We start from the raw sequence: 25,398 nt of genomic DNA, 5'->3' as shown, positions 1-25,398 counted from the left end.
CCACCTATCTTTACAGATAGCGCTGAATCGCCTGGGCTGCAGATTTGAGATGGGCAACCAGTTCTCCTTCGTCCTTTTCCAGCATCCGCTCTCGCGGTCCTGCGATACTCAAAGATGCGATCACTTGCTGATTCGAATCGAGGATTGGTACTCCATAAGAGACTACCCCTTCATCGATCTCTCCGTCTGAAAAGGCATAGCCCTTCTCGCGGATGGTAACCAAATCTTCTTTTAAGGCCGCCTTGTCCGTGATGGTGAACTCCGTATGCTTACGAACATATCCCCCGGCAAACAAGCCGTCTACTACCTCTTCGCCCAGAAAAGCGAGCAATGCCTTGGACGATGCTCCCCCATATAATGGGACGATTTGTCCTTGCTCCGAAGAAACCTTGATCGGTTGATGAGAGGATACGGTTTCTAGACAAACAGCCTGCAGATTGGAGTGGACCAGCAAAATCGTGGTTTCCTCTGTGTCTTTGGTCAGCTGTCTCATAACGGGTTGAGCAATAGCAGTTATATTGATGTCCAGCCGGACGATTTTAGCGAGCTTTAAAAGACGGTAGCCGAGGCTGTAATAGCCGTTGGCTGATTCCATGACGTAGCCTTTTTCTTTGAGCAGTCGTAGGTGACGATAAACAGAGCTTTGGGGTTGACCCAGCTTTTCTGCAATCTGTGGAACGTTCAACGCTCTTGTGTCGAAATCGAATAAATCCAAAATGTCTAATGTTTTCTCAGCACTCATCTGTTTCTTGTTCCTTCTTTCGTAAGTGATATCCCTCCTAACAGATTAGCATACGATGGCTTTTCATTCCATTATCAATATTTGATAATTGATTATCATTTATTAAATTTTATGTTTTTACTATAGCGCAGGTCGGCGGGAAAACACAACTCATTTTTTCATTTGCCAGAAAAATAAATCGGGAGGGTGGGCGCAGAAGCGCCACTTTAAAGGCTCGGGTGAAGCGGCTGCTGGGGAGGAGAGGAAACAGGAGAAAAGGCTCCAGATTCTTGGGACACTTGCTTGGGGGCGTTCCTGCACGGCTTCATTTCAAAAGCGAAACCCACGTCCAAAGCAGACTGTACTGTGGGCTGTTCAGAGTGGACGCTAAAAAGCGTGTTTCGCTTTTTACACTGTGCCTCGGAGGCGTCCCAAAGATCTTCGCTTTTCTCCTGTTCCCTCTCACCAGCCGTTGTTGTCTTCTCGGCTGGTGGTTGAAAGTGTCGCTACGCTGGGATGGGAACGTGAAAGACAAAATATTTCAAAGGAACATGCTTGGAGTGGAAAGGATTGAAAACGTAGCTTGTCGTAGGGGCATCTTCTTATGTCAAACACGCAAAAAAAACCGCCAGCAGGCTTGGCCTTTTGGCGGTTTTGTTTATTGATTTTATTACTCCTCTGGCACCTTCATGCTGCGTGCGATGTATAGGACGGGTGTAGATGCTGCAGACACCACGAATTTGATCAAGTACGTGGTTAGCAGGATTTGCCACCATACCTCCATCGGGTAGACGCCTAAAAAGGCGATTGTGCAGAAGGTGAGGGAATCTAGTAGTTGGCTGAATAAGGTGCTTCCGTTGTTGCGAATCCACAGCTGGTTTGGCTTTGGACATCTTTTCTTTAGCCAGGAGTAGATTTTAACGTCCACAAATTGGCTGAGGAGGTACGCACACAGGCTGCCCAAGGCGAGTCTCGGCATGAGTCCAAACAGCATTTCCATCGGTTCCTGCGCGATGTCTGTCTCGACAGGTTCGAAGAGTAAAACAAGCTGCATGATGATCGTCGTGGCGATCAATGTGAAAAATCCGAACCAAACTGCTTTTTTGGCTGCCTTTTCCCCGTACTTTTCGTTGAGCAGGTCACTGACCAAATAAATGGACGCATAGATGGTGTTGCCCAGCGTCATGACGAGTCCGAACATTTCAATGGTTTTGACCACCTGAATATTGGCGAGTACAGTGGCCATTCCGATCCATGCGTAGAGTCCCATTCTACCAAACAGGCGATAACAAAGGAGAAAGAGTCCAAAGTTGACGATCGCAAATACGACGCCCAAGGTAAGATTATACATAATAATAGTGCCTCCTAGTTTTGATAACGCGGGAAGATTTCGAACCGCGGCCCTTTTGGGCATTTCATCATTTTACTTTTTTTCGTTTGATTTCGCAATTGAAATACTTGGGGGTCTATAGTGGAAACAGGACTTCACCGCATACAAAAAAGCCTGTCGCAGCAATAACGCCCGACAGGCACAATCAAGCGCGGACTTCCCCGCTCATTTATTTTTGGAATACAGCCAATTGTAGTAGCTCGCGTGTTTCATTTCGTCGGTCATGATTTCAAAGATAGTATCCCGGAATTGCACGGGGATGTGTTTGTAAATCACTCTGTATTTTTCAAATGCTTTCAGCTCGTCCATAAGCGCATTTTCGATCCCCTCCAAATAGCTGGCGGGCTTATGAAACGGTTCTTCCTGGCCTGAAATGCTGACGCGTTTACTGGTTAGCTGTGTGTAGATTTGACGAAACAAACTACGGTGCTTGCACTCATCATCCCATATGCTCGTGATGACTTGTTTTTCTTGTTCCGTTGGCGCGGCACTGATCAAGCATTCATAAAAAATCTCGTCATGACGCTCGTTTTCAATCGCTTCTTGAATGAGTCTTAGAACCGTCTGCATCCGTTCCTCATATTGCTCCTGCGGGACGGGGACATGAGGCTCATAGGAGGCGTAGGAGTAAGGTCCATACCAATAACCGTTCATGGTCATGCTCCTTTCCTTCACATTATTATCAAGATATTCGCCTACACCTCTATTTGTTCATGCTTTGCCAGATGACCGCCTCTTTTTTCCTGTCACTCTTTTGTTCCTCCCATGTCATTTATCTGTAACCCTCTCATTTTCCCAATCGTACATAATGAATGTGCAAGAACATCAACGAACGACACACCATGATCAGACAACAAGTAAAAGGGGAATCCATCATGAAGCACTGGAATAAAATCGTAACAGGTACGGTACTCACATCCGTTCTTTTTACTGGACAAGCACTGGCAGCAACAAATACAAGCAGTAGCAGCCTGGCTCCAAAAGGAATGCAGCTGCTCTCGCAAAAAACTGCGGACGTCACAGGCGACAACAAGGCAGATACCGTCTATCTATATGGGAAAAAAGCAGACAAAAATAGCCCTTACGTCTCCGATCTCACCATCAAGGTAACAGATGGCAGCACGAAAAAAACGATTACGATTGACGTAAAGGACGGCGGGTATGAGCCAAAGCTTTCCCTGCAAGACTTTACGTATGATAAGGCAAAAGAAATCATGGTGACAGCTGACACGGGCGGAAGTGGCGGATATCAGACCAATCGCATTTACACCATCAAAGGGCAAAAGGCGCAGCAGCTGAGCCTGCCTGGACTCGATAAAGACAAAGAAGGTGTCGTCGGTGGTGGATTTATCCAGCTAAAACCAATCGACCTGAACAAAAACGGCATTTACGTGCTGGAGGGTACAGAACGTCTGACAGGGGATTACAATGCGGACGTGCGTGGTTACCTCAAATCCAAATGGAAGTGGAACAAGACCAAATGGGAGCTGATGAGTGCTCATTTTGAGCCAACTGTTCGCCAGCTGGATGTGTATAATGGATCTTTTAAAAGTAGTGATTCTGCCTATGCGTTCCTCGCTCCAAAATCATGGAATGGCAATATCCTGGTGGACGAGCTGACAGGCACAAAGGCTGCTGAGTACGTGCCTGAGGCAAAACATATTACCCGTTTCATTTTCAACAGCAAAAACATAGAGGACCAGGCTACTGTCGTAGAGATTCTCGCTTTTGACAAAAACGACTGGAAAAAGCTCAACAATCCAGCCGAACCACCGATCGGTACGGAAATTGCCCAAAATCCAGCGACCAATATGGTATATGTAGCCGCCCTGCCACAAGACAGCGTGTTTGATCCCGCAACAGACCTCGGCAAAAAGTTCCAATCTGTTGCCCTGTCCTTGAAAGAAGTAAAACAAGCATTTGTGCTGGTAAAACGCTAATTTTAATGAACCTGAAGACGTCAACACCCCTTGCAATCGATTGATCGCGAGGGGTGTTCGTCTGTCCTCTATATTGTCTGTTGAAATCTTCTTAGTTTCTCTGCCTTCTCGGCTTCATCCAGGTATTCAAAAAATCCGATTCGATTTCCCCATGGGTCCGCAAATGTTCCCCACTTCACTGGCACTTCTTCGCGCTGATAAATCTCAAAATGTGCAATCTCCAAGCTCGCGGCGAGTCTTTCCCTTTCTGCCTCAATATCTATCACCGCAAAGCGCATCGGTCCGCTTCCTTCCGCAGCAAGCCCTTCTGCAACCTGCAGCCAGCATCCCGGAATGATTTCCCATTCGGCAAAGCCTTCATGTGGAATAAAATCAGGCTCACGCTTGAGCAGTACCTCGTACCAGGCTTGTCCTTTGGCAAAATCCGCAACGCGTGTTTGAATCGTCATCTCGTGAATCATCGAAAATCCTCCCCTACCCACTTTCTTCTTTCCACTGTAGCATAGATGGGAGTTGTAGAAAAATTTGTAAAACAAAATGACACTCGCTTCAACCAAATGCCGCTGAATTCACTCTAATGGTATAGAAAGCAAAAAAGGTGGTCATGAAAGGTGGAACCCAATTTTATCCAGGATGTCGAACGCGCTAATGGCAATCGATCATCTTAGATCTAAAACTACTTTTTCAAAAAATGATACGTTATTACAATTAGAAAATGACACTGCTTATATCTTTTTCCTGCGGATGAATCTCTGATCGATGAAAAAGGAGACGAGCAAGGATAGGGCACCGAGCAAAACCGGTATGCAAAACGCTTCAAAAGAGAAAGATCTGCCTTCTAGCCTCAGGTGGTCGGTGGCGCGATATTCGAGTCGCTTGGCAGCAAATCTCGCCGTCCCTATATCCTCCTGCTTTGCCAAATCCTCGAATGCGGGATCCATTGCAAATCGATCCGCCGCTTCGCGGTGCAAGTAGAGCAGCTTCGCGCTGTTACCGCTGTCGTTCCATTCGTTGATGTCTTTGACGACTGCAGATTCGGCGTCCGCACCAACGACAATCATCTTTGCCAGTTTCGGTACGCTTTTTATCTGATAACGCGCGACCAAGCTCAGGCCATGCTTCGTTACGATCGGTTCGTTCGAGCTGGAAACGGTTAACGTCGTCGTCGTGCCGGAAGCAGCGTACGTATCGAATGCAGCGGACAAATCTAGTTCATCGACACCGTTATATAGCAGAACGCCCGCCTTTACTTTGTTCCATTGATAAGCGTTGTTCAGTATGAACGTTATGTCACTGAGCCCGGCAGTGAAGGGTTTGATTTGCGGGTTTTTCACGTAATCATAGGATGGATAGTTCATCTCTACCGCCACTTTCTTCGCCGCATCCTCGCCAAGCTGCTGGGAGATGAGGTATAGCGTAGCGTCGATTCCCGATGTCAGACCCGCAGATGAAACGATATTGCCTTGCGGGACGAAGCGTCGATCTTTCACCCACTGGACTTCCGGATACTGTTTCATGAGCCGGTCAATATCGCCCCAGTGCGTCGCAGCCGATTTGCCGTTCAGCAAGCCAGTATCGGCCAGGTTTTCTGCCCCATTGCAAATGGAGAGCAATGTCGTCTGGGCGCTCGCGTTTTTCCGAATCCATTCACGGACAGGTGCATATTTTTTCTCGTCCAGAATCGGCATAAACGGAATGACGATAATGTCCGGGCTTTTACCGAGCATCGCATCCATTTCGTCAAACGAATAATGCGGAACGACATCGAGTCCCCCGGTTAGTGATTTGATTTCACGATCGGGGGCAACGCCGTATACATTGTAAGCTTCCGTCATCGCAAACATCTCGTACGGAACGAGAAAATCGAATACTTCCGTCGATTCATTCGCCAGCAGCACAGCCACTGTTGGTTTGTTTGCGTCGTATTTCGGTACCTGCACATTCGCCAATGCTGGAGCGGCTTTATCGTAAACCGACATTACGTCATTCATTGTATTGACGAACCCGATTGTGCCTGCGCCTCCTACTACGACAACAAAAACGATGAGATAAATGCTGATCCGCAATACAGTCTTCACATGCTTACTCTCCTTCATGATAAAATTCTTACCCATAAAATGTAACAAACCAATCCCAACTTATCGTCAGTCCCTAGCCCGATAGAGGCATTCGCCTGTTGCTGGAGCTGCCACTGGACTCAAGACTCTATCCTTTTTTTCACATGACTCGATAGGGCTATCAAAGCTCTCCTAGCCTGAAGAGATTATTGATCCACAAGAGATTGTTTCTAAATGTAACCTTATCTTTTCTTGAAAAGCATTGACGAGTATATCTGATAATGATAATCTTTATCATTATTGCGTAGGGAAAATGTTATTGACTATCTCCCTCACCACTATACTTTTGTACGTTCTGGAGGAATCATCATGAGAATAAAGTGGTTGGTTTTTGCAAGTATTTTGCTCCTCTCGTTCTCTCTGGCAGCATGCGGAACATCTGGAACACAACCAGGCTCAGCTCCAACCGGCAACAACGACACAGCTCCTCCGTCTACTGACAAGGCATCCACTGATCTTTCTGCTACCACTCGTACATACAAGACTGCCTTCGGAGAAATACAAATTCCCGTCTCTGTGCAAAGAGTCGTGACGCTGCAATATGCCAGCCAGATGCTGTCCGTTGGCGTAAAACCGATCGGAGCAGCAAGTCACTTGCTCGAAAACACAGATCCCGCGTTTCAGGGCATCGAGGATGTCGGAACATTGGAAGCGATCAATTATGAAAAAATCTTGTCCCTGCAGCCTGATCTAATCATCACTGCCGATATTGATAAGGACGTTTACGATAAGCTGAGCATGATCGCTCCGACTGTTGATCTTCCATGGATGGATTACGACATGTACGGTCATGTGAAAGCGATTGGCGACATCTTGAACAAGCAGCAGGAAGCCGCCGCCTGGCAAGCAGAATTTGATAAAAAATTGACGACAGCAAAAGAACAGATTCTCGGAAAAATTGGCGAAGGTAAAACTGTTGCCATTTATCGTATCGATCCAAAGGAGTTTTACGTATACGGGGCTCGAAACATGGGCTTTACGTTTTATAAAGCGCTTGGACTGACACCACCGCCAGCGATTCAAAAGGAGCTCGATAAAGACCCAAACTTCTGGGCAGCACCGATTTCTATGGAGCTACTGCCGGACTATGCTGCAGATTATGTATTCGTTAGTCTACTCCCAGGCGAGGAAGCTGCTGGCCGATACAATGAGATCAAGTCTAGTGCTATCTGGAAGAACCTCCCTGCAGTGAAAAATAGTTATGTATACGAGATCAACATGGACACGTGGCTCGGCTATACCCCTCATGACATCGAGCTGCAATTGCAGGATGCTGTGAAACTGCTGACGCAGGTTCAGTAAACCTTTACGAAAAAACGAGCCGAAAGAGTGACTTTTTTGGCTCGTTTAATTTTTCCTATAAAATTTCTTTCTCTTGCTTATTGGCATCTCGGCTCCCTTTTCTATCAACTCCTATAACAATGGAATCTTTCGGTTAGTTTTACAATCAAACCACCTATTTCTTATATAACAAAGACTATGAATACGAAAGAATTCTTTGATTTCGGTCTCCGTTTTTCCAAATAACTCAGGGCAAAATCGATCAAATCGAACTTCAAATTTACCAAAATACTTTCCTTCAGGCGTAATATACTCATGTTCTGGTGTGATATTTCTGAGAAACCCAAGATATTCAAGTCTGCAAAAATATTCATATATTACCTCATGAATCATTTTAACATGTAGGAATTCCGTTCTATTATCACGCAAATAATGAGCTAACTCATGTTTCACGTACTTTTTCAACACAATCCGAAATGGTCTTTCTGGAAAGCGCACATCTCTTTCCAGGATGTGCTTAATAATCAGCTTGGGAACCTGCTTATGTGTTCCGTAACTAGACCTTCTCTGATAAACTTTATGTATTTCTGTTAAAAATAAGAAGCTCTGCCACAAACGATGATCAATATCAAACAGATGATCACCCGCAATTTTTTGATTCATCACTGGATGGGACAAATAATCACCAATCCTTGAAATAGCAAATTGTCTTAACGGATTAGAAAGAAATTCTTCACCTCGACGATGAATGAGTTGTTGTAAATAAGGAGTTTTTTCTATTTGCTTCGAGATCTTTATTTCACGTGAAGCAAAGTCCCTCATTGTCGACTTCTGCTTCCATAAGTAAGACGTATTTACTAAAGATATGCTTCCCTCATGAGACATTCTGTGTTCCATCAGTGCCCGACGAGTTATCTTTTCACAAGTAAATATGGTTTTTCTATCTCTTTGAGCTGTTACTCTAGCAAGTGTAAACATACACTCGCTTTCTAAGGAATCAAGTAAATACAGCATTTTATTCTGCTGACGTTGAATCATATCTTGCCATGCAAGCAATCTAAAGCGATACGATGCTATTTCTGTAAAGAGGCTATAACCTAAGATCCACACCTGGGAAACGTTTATACTTTCATATCCATCTATCCTTCTTTTTAAAATCCTTTCAGATATTGGTGAACATTGAAATTCAATACAAAGTCGATGTCCATTTGGAAAAACAGTAATAATATCCGCTCTTTGATTAATTTCCTCCAAATAATATTCTTGTCTAGTCACGTTTGAAGGATAAGTCATTTCAATCCATGTTTTTAGCAGTTTTTTCCCCATAATGTGCTCTAATGTCTCCGGCTCTGAATATTCGCATCGAGTTTTGGCTACGTGAGCAAAATGTGGTTTTACTCGTGAACCATGACGATAATAAACAGCTCCTCCACATTGCTGACACCTCAACTGTTTTCTCGACCACAAGCGTAGAAAATCATCAGAGTACTTTTCAGGTTCAACTATGAAACCATCTACATGCATACATTTATCCACCACTTCACCTCCTATTCCATCATTCTAAAGTCCTAGATTAAGACAAAAAAATACCCCTGACCGCATGTAGCACCCACTCATACGGTCAGGGGTAAATTAATTACGTGAATATCGGTAGCATCAAGTTAAGTAAAAACAGTCCTGCGATCACATACAGCAGCGCTGGTACTTCCCGTCGTTTTCCAAGCGCCAGCTTCAGCAGCGGGTACGCGACAAAGCCAAAGGCGATTCCGTCCACAATGCTGTACGACAACGGAATGATCGCGATGATCAAAAAGGCCGGGAATCCTTCTGAGAAGTCCTTCAGATTGATGTTTTGCACATTTTGCAGCATCAAAGCACCGATGATAATCAGAACCGGAGCCACAGCTCCATCCGGAATCATTTTGACGAGCGGAATGAGACCGAGAGATAGAAGCAGCAGTGTACCTGTAACAAGCGTAGTCAGGCCGGTACGTCCACCCGCTGTAATACCTGCCGCCGTTTCTACTGTAGAAACCGTTGGGCTGGTGCCCATGATCCCCGAAATGGCTGCTGACAGGGCATTTGCTTGCAAGGAGCGGCGAAACTTTTGCGGCTGACCAAACATGGCAGTATGCCCATGAATCAACCCGATGTTTTCAAAGACGATCACCATGGCAAGTGAAAAAGTGGCAATCCAAAATGGCAATGTCCACATCCCGGAAAAAGACATTCCAGCAAATACATGGCTGTATTCGGCAAAAGAAAACGAGCTGCCAGCTCCTGGCTCAACAATCCCGAGCAAAATGCCAAGCCCGGTTCCTCCTGCAATCCCGATCAAAAAGTTGCCAGGTACACCCCGAACAAACAGGATCAGCGTCAAAATAAGTGTTACCAGCGTCACGATGACATGCGGGCTGGACAAATCTCCAAGCGCCACAAAGGTCGAGGGATTGGTCACGATCAGACCACCCTTTTGCAATCCAATAAATGTCAAAAACAGCCCAATCCCCACTGTGATCGCTTCTTTTAGCGAGGAAGGAATCGCATTAGACAAGACGGTAGCCACCTTGGTAAAGGCAATTACCGTAAAAATCAGACCCGAAACAAAAACCGCAGCCAAGGCCTCCTGCCAGCTAAGACCCATCGAATGGCAAAGCGTGTACGTAAACAGCGCATTGATTCCCATGCCGGGAACTAAAATAATGGGTGCATTCGCCCAGAAAGCCATAATGAGCGAGCCAATAAATGCTGTCAAAACAGTCGCAAGGATGCCGGCTTCCATCGGAATACCCGCATCCTGTAAAATCGAAGCGTTTACGGCAACAATGTATACAATGGTGACAAAGCCGATGAAGCCAGCAATGATTTCCCGTTGAAACGTCGTGTCGCAAGCACGCAGGTGAAACATCTTATCCAACCACGTACGCACGTTTATTCCCTTCTTTCTTTATGCATGTTTCATGAATTCCTGTGAAAATTATGCTATCATAGCCACATCAATATGAAAAATATCCAGTTAATCTGTCTTTCATATGTTTTTCATATGGATCGATCAAGAAAGAAGGGATTTTGCGTGGATATCCGCCAGCTGCGTTACTTTATCGCCATTGCTGAAGAAGGCCAAATTACGAGTGCTGCCAAACGTCTGAACATCGCTCAGCCTCCCTTGAGCCAGCAGCTCAGGCAGATGGAGGATGAATTAGGTGTCATTCTGATGGAGCGCTCCGGGAAACGCATGGAGTTGACCGAGGCAGGTCACACCTTGTATCGGCAAGCGCTGAATATTGTTCACCAAATGGAAGAAGCTCTCTCGGAAGTAAAAGAAACAGGCGAAGGAATTCGTGGGACTTTGTCCATCGGCGTAAGTGCGTTGTCCGCCTACCGACTACCCGAACAGATTCGCCTGTTTCAGCAAAAATACCCGTTGATTACGTACAAAGTGTGGAAAGGTGACACGCAATTGCTCAATCAATGGCTGGAGAGACGTACCATCGAGGTTGCGATCGTCCGCTTGCCTCATTCCTTGAATAACTGCATGATGATTCCACTAGAGGAAGAGCCATTCGTTCTGATTGTTCCCGCCAGCTCTCCCTATGCTTCCTACGAGCGAATACACATGAGTGAAATCGCCCAGCTCCCTCTAATCATGCCGAGTACCCCTGGTCTTGGCATATACGATCTGATCGTCAAAGAGTTTTCGCGTCTTGGCGTAGAGCCTCATGTCATCTGCGAATGTCCCGATATTTCCCTGATCGTCAGCATGGTAGCTGCTTCCGTCGGCTCCTCCATCGTTCCGATCTCCGCCTGGAAAAGACATCAAAGTGAACAAATCCACGGCATTCCGCTGGAGGGAACCTCTATCTATTCCTCAGCAGCCGTCGTCTGGCAGTCCGGGCGACACCTTTCCAAAGCAGCCAACCGCTTTATTGAGACGTTTTCGTAAACAAGCGGTTGGTCTTGGTGCTCCGAATCGCCCGCATCTGCTCCGCTACCTCCCGATCCTGCCAGCCAAGCTCATCCAGCTTGGTCACAACGGCTTCCAGATCACTGTCTGTTCGATTTTGGCTCAATTTATAAATGGCGTCCAAACGCTCTACCTTGATCTCAAAGCAGGTAATTTCCTTCAACATGGCTTGCATCATTTTTGCCGGAACCATGTCCCATTCAACAGGCTGCTCTTGTCCTCCTTCATACTTTAGCAAAAGGTCTCTAATCATTTGCTCGACTCGCTGCGCTGATGTAATCGTCTGTAACTTCCCATAGGCATGAACCGCTGTATAGTTCCAGGTAGGTGCATCCGGTCGCGCGTACCAGGACGATGAAATATACGTGTGCGGACCGTGGAAGACAGCGAGCACAGAACTAGCTTCCTGCTCCAGCAAAGCACTTTGTCGGTTCACCCGAGCAATATGACCAGTCAAATACAGGTCTTCCCCTCTACTCTCTACCTCCAGTGGAATATGCGTTGCTACCGGCTCCGCTCCATCCGAGGAAATAATCAGCCCAAACGGATGATTTTTCATGAAAGCAATGATCTCTTCTCTGTCTGTTACAGCGTAATAGCTTGGCACGTACATGAAGTTTCTCTCCTCTCTTTTTTCCTATCCTAGCATCTGATTTTGTTTTTCCTAGGGGCAGATTTTCGGGATGGAAGAGGGTCAATTTCCCCTTCCTTTTCATGGAATAAAATTGGAAACAGCGCGGGACTATAAACTATCGTCAGCTTTTGAAAGACCCATCCCCTGGAGGAATATAATGACGTTTATCATCTCACTCTCGATTGTCCTTATTATTGTTTTATTCGGCGTTTTTTCTCCTGAGCTGTTTGCCAATGCAGCAAATTACGTGCTGCATATTACTACAACAAATTTTGGCTGGTTCTATTTGATCGTCACGTTTGGTTTTTTGCTTTTTTGCATTTTCCTTGCGTTTAGCAAATACGGAAAAATTCCATTAGGTCAAGATGATGATGAACCGGAGTATTCACTCCCAACCTGGTTTGCTATGCTGTTTAGCGCTGGCATGGGAATTGGTCTTGTCTTTTGGGGAGTAGCCGAGCCTGTCTCCCATTATTTCGCCCCGCCAGCAGGCATTACTGGGCAAACGACAGAAGCTGCTCAAACAGCCTTGCGCTACGCATTTTTCCACTGGGGGCTTCATCCATGGGGCATTTATGCCGTCATTGCTCTATCCCTCGCTTACTTTCAATTTCGCAAGGGGGCAAAAGGATTGATCTCCTCCACCTTTGCTCCTTTGCTGGGTGGTCAAACGAATGGTCCTATCGGCAAAGCGATCGATATTTTAGCTGTCATCGCCACAGCCTTTGGAGTTGCGACTTCACTCGGGCTTGGAACCCTACAGATAAATGGCGGGTTGTCCCATCTTTTTGGACTGCCTTCCAATACTTTTGTGCAAATCACGATTATTGCCATCATCACGGTGCTTTTTCTGTTATCCGCTACGACGGGTCTCGATAAAGGAATCAAGCTTCTTAGCAATACGAATCTTTTTCTGGCTATGGCGCTTTTGTTTCTTACCTTAGTTTTTGGTCCTACCTCGTTCTTATTTGACACATTCACCAGCACACTGGGCAGCTATCTAAACAATCTTATCTCGATGAGCTTGCGCCTCACGCCGTTTACACAAGGCAACTGGGTCGCAAACTGGACATTGTTTTACTGGTCATGGTGGATCGCTTGGGCTCCATTCGTTGGAATGTTTATCGCTCGTGTCTCAAAGGGTAGAACCATCAAGGAGTTCGTCATCTGTGTCATGCTTGTTCCCAGCCTACTCAGCTTCATTTGGTTCTCCGTATTTGGAGGGACGGCACTTCATCTGGAAATTTTCGATCGAGCTCCGATCGGCGAAGCGGTACAAAGAGATATATCGACTGCCTTGTTTTTCACACTTGAGCATTTACCGATGGGATTCGTCCTCGCTATCGTTGCGACACTGCTGATCATTACGTTCTTTATCACCTCAGCCGATTCAGCCATTTTTGTGCTTGGCATGCTATCCTCCGATGGCAAACTCAATCCATCCAATCGAGTAAAAATAACATGGGGTATCCTCCAGTCCTCCATCGCCGTCGTTCTGCTCTTGAGTGGCGGATTAGAAGGACTGCAAACTGCCTCTATTGTTGCCGCCTTACCGTTTGCCATCATCATGGTGTTGATGTGCTATTCTCTCTTGCTGGCACTAGGCGAAGAAGAACGCCAAGCAAAAAAGAAGCGAAAGGCTCAGCAGAGAAAGCTGGAGAAGCTGTTAGAGCAGCTGTGAGGACAGACCCTTTGCAGGAAATGAAAAGAGACCTTGAGTGAAGTTCATCCAAGGTCTCTTTCCTATGGTATCATTTGTAAAAATATAAAGGGACGTTAGATCCATTATGGATCATTACGCCCCATTACGTTCCCGCCTACTTACCTTCAGAACGAACCTCGATCCCGCTTCTCTTGAACAAAGCCGCGGTCAGACCAACCCCCGTTACCTTTTTCCCGGAAAAGCTGCCATCGTACACAAAAGAGCTGCCACAGGACGGACTGTTTTCCTTGAGGATGGCTGACGTTGCTCCGACCGTTTTGGCCAGCCTCAGTGCTTGCTGTGCCCCCGCGAGGAACTCATCCGTCACATCATTACCTGTTTGATCAACAATGCGTGCACGCCCATCCAGAACATCAAAGCCATCGCCTCCGATGATTTCAGCAGGCGGCCGGGGAGTTGGCAATCCTCCGAGTTGTTCTGGACATACCGGAATGACCTTTCCTTCTCGCAAAAGCTGTTCCAGGTCTGCATCCAGACACGACTTCTGATCATAACGACACTCACAACCGATCAAACAGGCACTGATCATTTTCATGGCAAATCCTCCACTCCCACTTCCGATATCTACAGCTTACGCAGCTTCACGCTTTGCACCATATGATCCTGACCCTTGTCCAAAATCAGCTGGGCACGAACCCTCGTTGGCAAAATGTTACTGCGCAAATTCGCTCCATTGATCTCATTCCAGATCCCAGTCGCAACTTCTGTCGCTTCCTCGTCAGACAAGCTGGCGTACCGACGGAAATAGGAGGATGGATTGGAAAAAGCGGTCTGGCGCAGAAGCTTGAAGCGCTCCACATACCATTGCAAAATATCCTTTTCATCCGCATGAACATAGATCGTAAAATCAAAGAAATCCGATACAATTACTTCTGAAATTCGTGGCTCGTTTTCATCCCCGCGCGGCGGCTGAAGTACATTCAAGCCTTCAACGATCAGGATATCTGGCTGACGAACGGTCTGCCATTCATCTGGTACGATGTCATAGACCAGGTGGGAGTAGACGGGTGCCGATACTTCTGGCAGCCCCGATTTTACATCCGCTAAAAAGTTGATGAATCTACGCAAATCGTAGCTTTCAGGGAAGCCTTTGCGCTTCATGATCCCCCGCTCCTCTAACACACGGTTCGGATAGAGGAATCCATCGGTTGTAACCAAATCCACCTTGGGATGATTCGGCCAACGGGAGAGCAGCGTCTGCAAAATCCGAGCTGTCGTGCTTTTTCCTACTGCCACGCTGCCTGCAATCCCGATAATAAACGGAACCTTGCCGTCCTGATTGCCAAGAAACGTATGGGTAGCCTGATACAGCTCCTGTGTACCACCCACATACAGATTGAGCAGACGCGACAAAGGCAGGTAAATCTCCGCCACTTCAGTCATTGAAACATTTTCATTCAACCCCTGCAAACAGGAAAGCTCTTCATCTGATATGGTCAGCGGCGTGGAAGCCCGCAGTGCTCTCCACTGCTCGCGAGTAAACGTCACGTAAGGTGATGCCATGGGAACGAACATCCTTTCCATCATGAAAGTGCTTTCTTACTATCATCACAACGTTAGTTTACACCAGCAGGCCTTTCTTGGGAACAAGAGGCTTATCTCATCTGGGGCAGAACGGCACTTTCGTCCTCATTCACGCTTTCGCTTCTTTCCTTGAACACTCTTCTTTTGCTCCAGTATCCACGCCCTTTGTAGCTTGATCCCAGCGATAATCTTGCTCTTCACCGCGAAATCAGGCAAGCTTTTGTACGCACGCAAAAAAACATCTTGAGCTACATCCTCCGCCGTAATCTTGTCTTGTATAAGCCATTCTCCTCCCCCCTAAACAATTAGATACATCACTTCATTTTTTCTTACAAATATTTCAAAACCCTTTTCATTCAAACACAAAAAAACGAGCTGACCCCCTCTCAGGCATCAGCTCATTTTCATTTTTCTTCCAAATTATTTTCCCAAAAAAGCTTGCAGCATCCATACATGCTTTTGCAGGCTTTCGCTCATCCCCAAAAACATATCGCCAGTAGCATCATCGTCTGCCTCTTCTGCTGCCACGATTCCTTCCTTCAGCTCAGCGATGAGCTTAGTAAAATCACTCACCACGACCTGCACCATCTGTTCCGCAGACTCGCCACCAGCCGCTTCCTGAACAGACGATTTCTCCATACAGGCTTTCATCGTGGAAACCGGCTTGCCTCCGACAGCAAGCAGGCGCTCTGCCAGCTCATCTACGTATTTCGCAGCCTCATTGTACAGTTCCTCGAACTTGGCGTGCAGCGTAAAAAAGTTGGGACCACTCACATACCAGTGAAAGTGGTGCAGCTTTATATACAAGACAGACCAGCTTGCAACCTGCTTGTTCAGCACCTCGGTTACGGGACGGCTTATCGTAATACTCATTTCGACGCTCCTTCCTTCCATGGAAATAGAGATTGCGTCTGTAGTGTTCCGCCTTGAGCTGTCTGCTATTCGAGAATGGTATGGATTTATGTTAAAAAGGTCCCATCTCTTTATTCAGGCTGGAGACTGCGGGCACGCTCCTGCAAAAAGACCATGGCATTGCACGCCTGCATCGCCGCACCTACTGCCAAGCTGCGCTCATCCAGATCAAAGCGTGGATGATGCACCGGGAATGTGCAGCCCAGCTCTTCATTACGTACACCTAAATGGTAAAAGGCACCTGGAACATGCTCGGCAAAGAAGGCAAAGTCCTCTACGCCAAGGCTCGGCATCTCGTTAACCTTGACGTTATCTGCGCCAAGCAGCTCTTCTCCCGTGGCTTTGACCAGATCGACCATGGCATTGTCATTGATGAGCGATGTGTAGCCCTCTTCAAAGCTAATCTCAGCCCGGCCACCCAGGCTGCGGGCTGTTAGATCCGCGATTTCACGTACACGCTCCTTGACCAGCGCTCGCACTTCTTTTGTCAGTGTACGAATCGTACCAGACAGCTTTACTTCCTGCGCGATGATATTGGTTGCTGTCCCACCTGAAATAATACCAAGCGATAGTACAGCGGACTGGCGCGGGTCTACATTGCGACTGACGATCGTCTGCAAAGCAGTGATGACATGTGCGGCGATCACAATCGCATCCTTTCCATTGTGCGGATACGCGCCATGTCCGTTCTCTCCGAAAACCGTGATATGTACGTCATCAGATGCTGCATTCATTTGTCCGTATTTGACCCCGATACGACCAACCTCCAGCTCAGGAGAAACATGCAGTCCAAATACAGCTTCCACGCGCGGGTTTTCCAGCACGCCCTCTTGGATCATTGGCAGCGCACCACCGACTGTCTCTTCTGCTGGCTGGAAAAACAGCTTCACAGAGCCTGCCAGCTCACTCTTGTGCTCGTTTAAAATACGAGCTGCTCCGAGCAAGCATGTCATGTGGGCGTCATGTCCACACGCGTGCATTTTTCCTTCTACCTGTGATCGGTAGCTGGTAGCGTTCGCCTCAAGAATTGGCAAAGCATCCATGTCCCCGCGCAGAGCAACCGTTGCTCCCGGATGCTCTCCCTGAATCAGTCCAACGATTCCCGTTCCTGCCGATTTGGTATAGGGAATCCCCATTTCATCGAGATAACGCATAATTTGCTCCTGTGTACGGAACTCTTCCAAGCCAATCTCAGGGAATTGATGGAAGTCCCTACGTACCTCCTGCAGCCATGGCAAAATGTCTTCGGCTTGGCGCTTTACTTGTTCTTTATTGATGTTCATACCGTCACACTCTCCTCAATGGTAAACTGGCAGCTTGTCGCATCCAGGCTCGCTTCCACACCGAGTGGCAAAGCCATATTGTACGCTCCATGCCCGATTTGCACGTTCCAGACAGTCGGCTTTTGATACGGCACGACGATATTTTGGAAAACATCCCAAACAGAGAAGCCTTCCCGCTTTTTCGATTCGCAGTCCGTCCATGTTCCGATCACGATCCCTGCACAATCGTCGAACAAGCCTCCCAAAGCCAGCTGAGTCAGCATGCGGTCAATTCGGTACGGCTCCTCGTCGATATCTTCCAGAAACAGCAGCTTGCCCCGCGTATCCAATTGGAATGGTGTTCCCATCAACGCGGAAATAAGCGCCAGGTTGCCTCCAACAACGGGACCGGATGCCTGACCCTCTACCAGACAAAGCATTTCTTCCCCAGGAGGGTTCACGATTGCACCCAATGGCTCAGGACGCGTCATCGCACGCAGCAAATATTGCTTGGACCAGTCGTCCAGATTGTGCGCGATGTCAGAAGTCGCCATCGGTCCATGCAGGGTGGCTAGTCTCGCTTGCTGTCCAAAAGCGGAATGCAAGGCGGTAATATCGCTATAGCCAATGAACAGCTTTGGATTTTGTTCAATACAGTCATAATCCAGCAAATTCAGAATTTGTGGGGCACCATATCCCCCGCGCATGCACATGATGCCGTCTACCTCGTCATCGGCAAACATCGCATTCAGCTCCATGGCTCTCTGCTCGGGCGAACCGGACAAGTAGCCTCCATAGGTTTCTCTGCACGCTGCGCCAACCTTCACTTTGAATCCGAATGCTTCCAATTCAGTTATCGCTTTGTTCAATACTTCTTCTGTTGCAGGACTCGAGGTGGCAACCACCCCGATTGTATCTCCTGCACGCAATGCTTTTCCTTTATTCATAGCTGTATCTCTCCTTATTCTTTGTAGGCCCATTTGAAGTCGATCTTGCTGAGTGGATCAATGCGAACGCCCTTTACCTTGTCATTTTGAACCCAGGCGTTTACATCACTGAATATGCCAGTCAGTGGCATTTCATCCATCAAGAGCGTCTCTGCCATAAGCAAAATTTGATTGCGCTTTGCCGGGTCTGCCTCTTTGTTAGACTGATTAATCAGCTCTGTATATTTCGGGCTATGCCAGCGAGTGATGTTGGAAGAACTGTACTTCTCAACGAATTTTTGCAAAAAGTTGATAGAATCGTTGTAATCGGCTGTCCAGCTAGAGCGTGTAATTTCAAATTTCCCTTGCTCCTGATCATCCAAATACACCTTTGTTTCCTTGTTCAATAGCTTTACATCTACACCCAATACGTTTTTCCAGGTAGCCTGGAGGGTTTCTGCAATCGCCTTGTTGCGATCAGACGTGTTGTACAGGTACGTAATCGAGGGAAGCTTGGTTATTCCCAGCTCAGCCATGCCTTCCGCAAGCAGTTTTTTCGCTTCCTCCTGCTGGTTGTCGGCAAAAAAACCTTCTGGCTTGAGGCTAGCTGTAATTGGTGTAATACCCATCAGCGGTGTTTGGCCAGCTTGACCGATGTTATCAGCAATCTCCTGACGATTGATCGCATAAGCAAAGGCCTTGCGTACCTTTAAGTTTGTAAATGGCGGGCGCTCAGCATTGAAGCGAATATAGTAGGAGGTTGCTTTTGGCTTGGTCAACAGCTTGCCTTCCTGCTTCAAAGGCATGACTGCATCTACGGGCAGACCACTGATCGGACCGCCTGCCCAGTCCAGATCGCCGTTTTGGAACATGGACAGCTCCGTATTGGTATCGGAAATCATGGAAAATTCGATACGCGCAAGTTTTACCACATCTTTTTCCCAGTAGGTATCGTTTTTTACGAGAATCAGCTTATTTTTATGCTCCCAGGTATCCAGCTTGAACGGTCCGTTACTGACCAATGTTTTCGGATCGTTCGCCCATTTGGGATTGGACTGAACCACATTCTTGTTAACCGGCGGGAGAAAGGAAGCCAGGGTCGGGAAAAATGGCGTTGGATGCTCCATTGTTACCTGCAGGGTCTTATCGTCGAGTGCTTTGACTCCGACATCCTCTTCCTTCGCCTTGCCGGAGGTGAATGCCTGAGCATTCTTGATACTATAATAATTGTAAGATGCAGGGGAGCCTGTTTTCGGATCAAGCGCGTGCTTCCATGCAAACTCGAAGTCATGTGCTGTCACAGGATCACCGTTTGTCCACTTGGCATCACGCAGCGTAAAGGTGTAAGTCAAATGATCATCGGAAAGCTTCATATTCTCTGCAATCGAGTTAATCGGCTCCCCTTTTTCATCCAAACGCGTCAATCCGTCATAAATAGCACTAATAACAGACCCTGAGGTTGCATCCTCCGCAAATGTCGGGTCAAGGGTAGTCGGCTCTTCTGTATTGAGACGCAGAATTTGCGCCTCTGGTTTTGCTGGCTCTGCTGCTGGCGTCGAAGCTGGCGGCTGGGATGTAGGTGCAGATGAGCTGGCTGGCGAAGAACTACCCGACCCGCTGCTACAGGCTGCAAGCATGCTTCCTGCTACGAGCAACGAGCTGACTAGCATAGTGATGGTTTTTTTCATGATCGAAAGCCCCCTTTTTGCCAATACAGTATATATGCTGCAAAATTGGTGCCACACGAAAAAGCGCATGTCTCGTCTTGAAACTATTCATTCATGCATACAAAAACAAATAAGATTGAAATTTCTTACTTTTAGCCGTTATTCTCTGGTGAATAGGAATCATTCACCGGTGAATACCCATTTCCTTACTTTTCTGCTTGCTGACGGCTGACTGATTCCCAATGCTTCTGCAATCCTCGTCGTTGTTTTATGCTGCTCAAAAGCGCGCTGTACAAGCTGACGCTCTACCTCGTCCATAGCATCCTGCATCTGCATTAGACGATCCACTTTTACCCCGTTATGAGCACTGCTTTGCTGATTGTGGATGTAACGCGGGATTTGCGCAGGCGTAATCAGAGAATCATGAGAAGTAACAACCAGACGCTCTACTACGTTTTCCAGCTCCCGTACATTTCCTGGCCAGTCGTACTCTTCGAGAATCGGGTAGCATACGTCACTCAATTTCCTTTCGAGACAATATTTTTGCGAGAATACATTGAGAAAATAATGAATCAGTACGGGAATCTCTTCCCTACGCTCGCGCAGTGGCGGGATTTCCAGCGGCACGACATGAATTCGGTAATACAGGTCTTCGCGGAATTTGCCTTCTCTCACCATTTTCCGCAGATTCTTGTTTGTCGCTGTAATCAGCTTCACGTCTATCTCACGGGATACAGAGCTTCCTACCGGAGTTATCGTTTTGTCTTGAAGAACAGTCAGGAGCTTCACTTGCAAAGCAAGCGGCATTTCGCCGATCTCGTCCAAAAACAGTGTTCCCCTGTTTGCTTTTTCAATTAATCCAGCTTTTCCATCCTTGTCGGCTCCAGTGAAGGCTCCTTTTTCATAACCGAACAGCTCCGACTCAAGCAGCGTCTCAGGAATCGCCCCACAGTTAATGTGCACGAACGGCTTGTCTACGCGCGGACTGCACTCATGAATGTATTTAGCCAGGACACCTTTTCCGACACCTGATTCGCCGAGCAATATCATGGATGAATCAACCTGTGCCAGCTTTTCTGCCATCACAGCCACTTGTTGCATCGATTGGCTACGATAGATAAGACAGGTATTTCCTTTTTGTCTGCCTTTTTCTTTAGTCATTTCACTTTGAAACAGAGTTCCGATGTACTTCACTTCATTCAATTCCTGCTGCAGCTGCTCCTGTTCCGTTATGTCAATCGATGTATTGACGACACCACTGAGGTTGCCATCCTGGTCCCAAATCGGAGTCCCTTCTACGAACAGTCTGCGATTTCGCAGCGTGGTTTGGATCGTCTGTACTTTTTTCTTGTCGCGAATCACGCGCATCGTAATGGTTGGAGCAAAATAACCGAGACGATAAAATTCCTCAATAGGCTTCCCGATCATTTCCTTGGGATCAATGCCGAAATACTCACCGTATTTTGGGGAGCAATAGAGCGTTCTGCCCTCCGCGTCTGTAACGTGAACAATATCATAGATGGAGCCAAGCACCGCTTCAAAGTCAATCATAGAGCCCACTCCTGCCTGCTGTATTATGGTAAAGGCTGGGCGCATAACCCATACACTTTTGAAATCAATCATCTGCTGCCGATACATCGATAAAATGATGCGTGTACTCCTTCTCCATTTGACAGCTTCCTTCCTTCAAAAATTCTGAAAGTGGCCATAGGGTAACAAAAAAGGCTTCACCATCATGTAGTGAAAGCCTTCAACTGAGCGCTGCTTTAAGCATACAAGCATTATTTTTTCGGCAAAATAAGTGTAAAGGTCGAGCCTTGCGGAGAGCTTTGGCCGAGGATCAGATCGCCCCCGAGCGCCTTCGCGATCATTTTGGAAAAGGACAGGCCGAGTCCCAATCCTCTCACCTTCTCCTTTTTGTTACGACCGCGGAAGAAGCGCTCAAACACGAGTGATTGCTCGTCGAGTGGAATTCCCTGTCCGTCGTCTCTTACATCCACGCGCATATCAGAATCAGTTGCATATAAAACCAGCTCGATCTTACCTTTTTTGCCAACAGCCTGCTTGGCATTGTTCAAAAGATTGATCACCACCTGCTGGACACGGCTTGGATCGATGTTGATAATCGTCTCTTTCTCGGGGAGTTGTGTAATGAACTCCACGTTTTCTAAATCCTGCGTAACCCGCCACTGCGAGGCAATCTCAGGGATGAGCTTGCTCAGGTTTTGCTCTTCTAGCTGTACGGCAATGGCACCAACTGCAAAAGAATTGAAATCGAGCAAATCCTCTACCATTTTTTGCAGCCGCTTGGTTTCTTTCAAGCAAATTTGTAAAAACTCATTTTTCTCGTCACCCGTGACTACTTCGTCATTAACCGCCTGAACCAGCCCACTGATCGCGGTGACGGGTGTCTTCAGCTCATGAGTAACTCCTGCCAATAGCTCGGTACGTATGCTCTCAAGCTGCCGGAGTCGGTCTGCCATCTCCTTGAATGTATAGACCAATTCGTGAATTTCACGTTCCTTGATCGTTTTATTGATCGTAACGTCGTAATTTCCTTCTACGATCCGCCTGGCAGACAGCACGACATCCTGAATCGGATCAGACAGCTTACGGGCGTGAAAATAAATAACTGCCCACCCGAGAATGCCCAGACTACCTAGCATGATCACCAAGTACTGGACTTGCTCCCTTCCTACCTTGATATCCGTTTCTGGAAAGAGCAGAATCACTTGCCCAACCGGAACGTCATTATATTCCAAATCTTTTCGAATGACGTACAGCGTGTCTCCGGACGGCTGCTTCACCTTGTCGGCAGTATTGGCCTGCTCCAGCATGCGAGGAAGTGCCTGCTTCAACGCCGGATTTACCATCCCCGTGCGGTTGTAGATGATTTCTCCCTTTTTGTTCTGAACAAAAAGAAGCAGATTGCGATCGACGCCCATAAACTTGCGACGATTATCCAGCACCTGATGGAGCTTGTCCCCTACTAGAACGTTTCCATCATCATCTACGACACGGTCAGCCACTTCTTCTGCGAAGAGTCGCGTTACTTCCAATTGCTTCTCAATCGCCGCGTATTTGATCCAATAGGCGGATACAACACCGATGAGTACGAGGCCGATACAAAGAGTAAGCAAGTAGCGTGTTGTCCAATAATGCAGGAGTGAGACTGGTTCATTGTTTTTGATAAACACAGAATTGATACCCCACCCCTCTGAGCGTCTTGATCTCACCTTCGGAGGCAGGCCAATTTTCTAATGTCTTGCGGATTCGTTTGATCGCCAAATCAACTGCGCGATCGCTTCCGCCGTAGTCCATTCCCCATACCTGCTCAATTAATTGTTCGCGGGTAAAGGTCTGATTCGGATTTTGCGCCAAAAACAGCAACAGAGACAAATCGCGTGGATGAAACAGTAGCTCCAACCCATGAAGCGTCACGTTGTGCGACTGGAAGTTTATTTTCAGGCTTCCGAAAAATCTGGTTTCCTGGTCCTTGATTAAAATAGCTGAGCGTCGCAGCACAGCATTCACCCTGGCAACTACTTCCTCCGCTTCAAACGGCTTCGTTATGTAGTCGTCTGCCCCTTGATTCAGCCCTTTCAGCTTTTGATCAGTCTGGCCCAGAGCCGTGATCATAATGACCGGACAGGCGCTTTTTTCCCGAATGTACTGCAAAACATCCCATCCGCTTCTCTCGGGAAGCATGATATCTAGCAGGACCAGGTCAGGCTTTTTTTCGTCAAAGAGCTGCGTCGCTTCGTCTCCATCCTCTGCCTGCCACACCTGATACTCAGCTTTTTGTAAATAAGCTTTTAACACACGTGAAATAACCAGCTCATCTTCTACTAACAATATGCTTTTCATCGAATACCTTCCAAATTGAGAGGCATATGATCATTCCCCATTTTTTCATTCCCTGCATGGACACCTATTCTACTTCATTTTCGACTATCCTTCTATACTACCAGTTTACCTCTTTCTCATTAGAAATGGATTTGCTGATTTTGGAAAATAGGAAAAAAGCCTTGCATTCCCTCTTGAAAAAGGAAGCAAGGCTTTTGAAAGAGTCGCTTAGATGCGGGATCCGTCAAAGAAAATCTTGTCGCTATCAACGTCACCTTCGAAATCATATTTTTTCTTGCCAGTGTCGCTATCGATGATTTTACCTGTTACATCCGCATCATCGAATTCATCCCAGATGTCATTCACGATATCTTTCACCAATTTTTTGAAATCTGAAGTACCCAGATCATCGAAATCATCGCCGTATTCATCGAGGTCAATCTCGATTTCGACTTCAATCTCGTCTTCATCTCCGTCAAGTGTGATATCCCACTCGAGGTCCTCAAAATCGCCGTAGTCTTTATTCAATTGCTTTTCCAAATCATTCAAACGATCGTCGAAATCTTCGTCATCTTTATTATTTTTCTTTTTGTCGAGATCGTCTTCCAAGTCGGAAATCTCTTTGTTCAAGCTGTCAATCTTGGCTTGCATCGTTCTGATTTGAGCATCGCGTGCTGCCAGTTCAGCTGCATGCTGGGAATCCGCTTGATCCTTGACGTTGATTGTATACGAATTTCCATCCCAAGTAACTTCTTTGTTGAATACGCCTGCCATCATGCGAAGCGGAATGTAAGTCGTACCATTCACAATGAAAGGCTCTACTGTAGTAGAAACCGCATTACCGTTATACAACACTTTGATGTTATTGTAGTTTACTTGAAGATTCTTCTTTGCAACGGATGCAGAAGAGCTTGTCGGAAATAATCCTACGGTAAGAACCAACGCAGATGCAATCGCCAGGTACTGTTTTTTGAACATGGAAAGTCCTCCATTCTTCCAGTTGTGTATTTCATACGTGTTCCTATGTACATATCCTACTTTACCTATTGAACGTGTCGAACGGATGTCAATCGTCGATTTTTTCCTTACCACATTTTGGTAAGGGGAGATTCAATGGGTTTTGCTAATCCCTCATTAACAAAACGGCAATAGAAAAGCCTGGGAAATAATATCCCAGGCTTTATTCGATGGGCCATGTTTTTCGTATGTCATGCTCAAATTGACGCAAATGCTGAATACGCTTTTGGGTCGCCTGATAATCCGCCTGCCAATCCTCACTTTCACGACCGCGGATCAGCTCTGCTTTTTTCTCCAGCTCCCGCACCTCACTGCGCAGGGCAATCACGATATCTAATAGACCATCCATGTCGATCTCTCGCATCTCTGATATAAAATGCCATTCTGCTTCTGTTAAACGATACTGCTTGTTTGCCATCTTTCATCACCCTTACTCTATCTTGCTTACGGGAAGCGACTCAATTTTTTGCAGTT

The 25,398-nt window shown here is 46.9% G+C and carries 23 protein-coding genes; 4 read left to right on the top strand and 19 right to left on the bottom strand.

Translation table 11 applies throughout. The features are described 5' to 3' along the window. Positions 1 to 10: 10 nt before the first annotated feature. The 3 genes from ADS79_RS04815 to ADS79_RS04800 all read right to left on the bottom strand — a co-directional run bounded on the left by ADS79_RS04815 (position 11) and on the right by ADS79_RS04800 (position 2,765). Positions 11 to 742, bottom strand: coding sequence for an IclR family transcriptional regulator (locus ADS79_RS04815; protein WP_049737286.1), 732 nt, complete (start codon positions 740 to 742; stop codon positions 11 to 13). Between the two features lie 649 nt (positions 743 to 1,391). Beyond that, on the bottom strand, positions 1,392 to 2,072 hold the full coding sequence (locus ADS79_RS04805; RefSeq protein WP_049737284.1) for a queuosine precursor transporter: 681 nt from the start codon (positions 2,070 to 2,072) through the stop codon (positions 1,392 to 1,394). A 204-nt stretch (positions 2,073 to 2,276) separates the two neighbouring features. Then, positions 2,277 to 2,765, bottom strand: a complete 489-nt coding sequence (locus tag ADS79_RS04800; RefSeq protein ID WP_049737283.1) for a ferritin family protein — start codon at positions 2,763 to 2,765, stop codon at positions 2,277 to 2,279. Positions 2,766 to 2,986: 221 nt separating this feature from the next. Between ADS79_RS04800 and ADS79_RS04795 the strand changes: the two genes are divergently transcribed. Beyond that, positions 2,987 to 4,051, top strand: a complete 1,065-nt coding sequence (locus ADS79_RS04795) for a hypothetical protein (RefSeq protein WP_049737282.1) — start codon at positions 2,987 to 2,989, stop codon at positions 4,049 to 4,051. Between the two features lie 68 nt (positions 4,052 to 4,119). On the opposite strand, the gene ADS79_RS04790 is transcribed toward ADS79_RS04795, so the two are convergent. Further along, positions 4,120 to 4,512, bottom strand: coding sequence for a VOC family protein (locus ADS79_RS04790; protein ID WP_049737281.1), 393 nt, complete (start codon positions 4,510 to 4,512; stop codon positions 4,120 to 4,122). Positions 4,513 to 4,776: 264 nt separating this feature from the next. Continuing rightward, positions 4,777 to 6,129, bottom strand: a complete 1,353-nt coding sequence (locus ADS79_RS04785; protein WP_049737280.1) for a DJ-1/PfpI family protein — start codon at positions 6,127 to 6,129, stop codon at positions 4,777 to 4,779. A gap of 348 nt (positions 6,130 to 6,477) precedes the next feature. On the opposite strand from ADS79_RS04785, the gene ADS79_RS04780 reads away from it, so the two are divergent. Continuing rightward, positions 6,478 to 7,470 carry an ABC transporter substrate-binding protein gene (locus ADS79_RS04780; protein ID WP_049737279.1) on the top strand — a complete coding sequence of 331 codons (993 nt, stop codon included), beginning with the start codon at positions 6,478 to 6,480 and terminating at the stop codon, positions 7,468 to 7,470. Positions 7,471 to 7,581: 111 nt separating this feature from the next. Here the strand turns inward: ADS79_RS04780 and ADS79_RS04775 are convergent, their stop codons facing one another. Together ADS79_RS04775 and ADS79_RS04770 are read right to left on the bottom strand one after the other, a co-directional pair. After that, positions 7,582 to 8,985, bottom strand: coding sequence for a competence protein CoiA (locus ADS79_RS04775; protein ID WP_049737278.1), 1,404 nt, complete (start codon positions 8,983 to 8,985; stop codon positions 7,582 to 7,584). 100 nt (positions 8,986 to 9,085) lie between these two features. Next, complete coding sequence (locus tag ADS79_RS04770) at positions 9,086 to 10,378, bottom strand: NCS2 family permease (RefSeq protein ID WP_084765627.1); 1,293 nt, start codon at positions 10,376 to 10,378, stop codon at positions 9,086 to 9,088. 144 nt (positions 10,379 to 10,522) lie between these two features. Between ADS79_RS04770 and ADS79_RS04765 the strand changes: the two genes are divergently transcribed. Then, positions 10,523 to 11,392, top strand: coding sequence for a LysR family transcriptional regulator (locus ADS79_RS04765; RefSeq protein ID WP_049737277.1), 870 nt, complete (start codon positions 10,523 to 10,525; stop codon positions 11,390 to 11,392). On the opposite strand, the gene ADS79_RS04760 is transcribed toward ADS79_RS04765, so the two are convergent. Then, positions 11,373 to 12,026: an FMN-binding negative transcriptional regulator gene (locus ADS79_RS04760; protein WP_049737276.1), complete on the bottom strand. Its 654-nt coding sequence runs from the start codon at positions 12,024 to 12,026 to the stop codon at positions 11,373 to 11,375. The genes ADS79_RS04765 and ADS79_RS04760 overlap by 20 nt on opposite strands. Positions 12,027 to 12,204: 178 nt before the next feature. On the opposite strand from ADS79_RS04760, the gene ADS79_RS04755 reads away from it, so the two are divergent. Continuing rightward, on the top strand, positions 12,205 to 13,728 hold the full coding sequence (locus ADS79_RS04755; RefSeq protein WP_049737275.1) for a glycine betaine uptake BCCT transporter: 1,524 nt from the start codon (positions 12,205 to 12,207) through the stop codon (positions 13,726 to 13,728). 136 nt (positions 13,729 to 13,864) lie between these two features. Here the strand turns inward: ADS79_RS04755 and ADS79_RS04750 are convergent, their stop codons facing one another. From ADS79_RS04750 to ADS79_RS04700, 11 genes are all read right to left on the bottom strand, one after another. Beyond that, positions 13,865 to 14,305, bottom strand: a complete 441-nt coding sequence (locus ADS79_RS04750) for a 2-thiouracil desulfurase family protein (protein ID WP_049737274.1) — start codon at positions 14,303 to 14,305, stop codon at positions 13,865 to 13,867. Positions 14,306 to 14,334: 29 nt separating this feature from the next. Continuing rightward, positions 14,335 to 15,273, bottom strand: coding sequence for a type I pantothenate kinase (gene coaA / locus ADS79_RS04745; protein ID WP_236699884.1), 939 nt, complete (start codon positions 15,271 to 15,273; stop codon positions 14,335 to 14,337). 441 nt (positions 15,274 to 15,714) lie between these two features. Continuing rightward, the gene (locus ADS79_RS04740) at positions 15,715 to 16,167 is read right to left on the bottom strand and encodes a Dps family protein (protein WP_049737272.1); all 453 of its coding nucleotides are present in this window, start codon (positions 16,165 to 16,167) and stop codon (positions 15,715 to 15,717) included. Positions 16,168 to 16,277: 110 nt separating this feature from the next. After that, complete coding sequence (locus ADS79_RS04735; protein ID WP_049737271.1) at positions 16,278 to 17,489, bottom strand: M20 metallopeptidase family protein; 1,212 nt, start codon at positions 17,487 to 17,489, stop codon at positions 16,278 to 16,280. Then, positions 17,486 to 18,415 carry a S66 peptidase family protein gene (locus tag ADS79_RS04730; RefSeq protein ID WP_049737270.1) on the bottom strand — a complete coding sequence of 310 codons (930 nt, stop codon included), beginning with the start codon at positions 18,413 to 18,415 and terminating at the stop codon, positions 17,486 to 17,488. The genes ADS79_RS04735 and ADS79_RS04730 overlap by 4 nt, the downstream gene beginning before the upstream one ends. 14 nt (positions 18,416 to 18,429) lie before the next feature. After that, positions 18,430 to 20,082 carry a peptide ABC transporter substrate-binding protein gene (locus tag ADS79_RS04725; RefSeq protein WP_049737269.1) on the bottom strand — a complete coding sequence of 551 codons (1,653 nt, stop codon included), beginning with the start codon at positions 20,080 to 20,082 and terminating at the stop codon, positions 18,430 to 18,432. A gap of 159 nt (positions 20,083 to 20,241) precedes the next feature. Beyond that, positions 20,242 to 21,612 carry a sigma-54 interaction domain-containing protein gene (locus ADS79_RS04720; protein ID WP_049738138.1) on the bottom strand — a complete coding sequence of 457 codons (1,371 nt, stop codon included), beginning with the start codon at positions 21,610 to 21,612 and terminating at the stop codon, positions 20,242 to 20,244. Between the two features lie 230 nt (positions 21,613 to 21,842). Next, complete coding sequence (locus tag ADS79_RS04715; RefSeq protein WP_049737268.1) at positions 21,843 to 23,258, bottom strand: HAMP domain-containing sensor histidine kinase; 1,416 nt, start codon at positions 23,256 to 23,258, stop codon at positions 21,843 to 21,845. Further along, a complete protein-coding gene (locus tag ADS79_RS04710; RefSeq protein WP_049737267.1) occupies positions 23,239 to 23,928 on the bottom strand; it encodes a response regulator transcription factor in 690 nt (229 codons plus the stop codon). The genes ADS79_RS04715 and ADS79_RS04710 overlap by 20 nt, the downstream gene beginning before the upstream one ends. Before the next feature lie 207 nt (positions 23,929 to 24,135). Continuing rightward, positions 24,136 to 24,885, bottom strand: coding sequence for a copper amine oxidase N-terminal domain-containing protein (locus ADS79_RS04705; RefSeq protein ID WP_049737266.1), 750 nt, complete (start codon positions 24,883 to 24,885; stop codon positions 24,136 to 24,138). A 202-nt stretch (positions 24,886 to 25,087) separates the two neighbouring features. Then, positions 25,088 to 25,342 carry a hypothetical protein gene (locus ADS79_RS04700; RefSeq protein WP_049737265.1) on the bottom strand — a complete coding sequence of 85 codons (255 nt, stop codon included), beginning with the start codon at positions 25,340 to 25,342 and terminating at the stop codon, positions 25,088 to 25,090. Positions 25,343 to 25,398: the final 56 nt, after the last annotated feature.

This window comes from Brevibacillus reuszeri, assembly GCF_001187725.1.
In the GTDB taxonomy this organism is placed as follows: domain Bacteria; phylum Bacillota; class Bacilli; order Brevibacillales; family Brevibacillaceae; genus Brevibacillus; species Brevibacillus reuszeri.
This window is presented reverse-complemented; position numbering and strand designations above follow the sequence as displayed.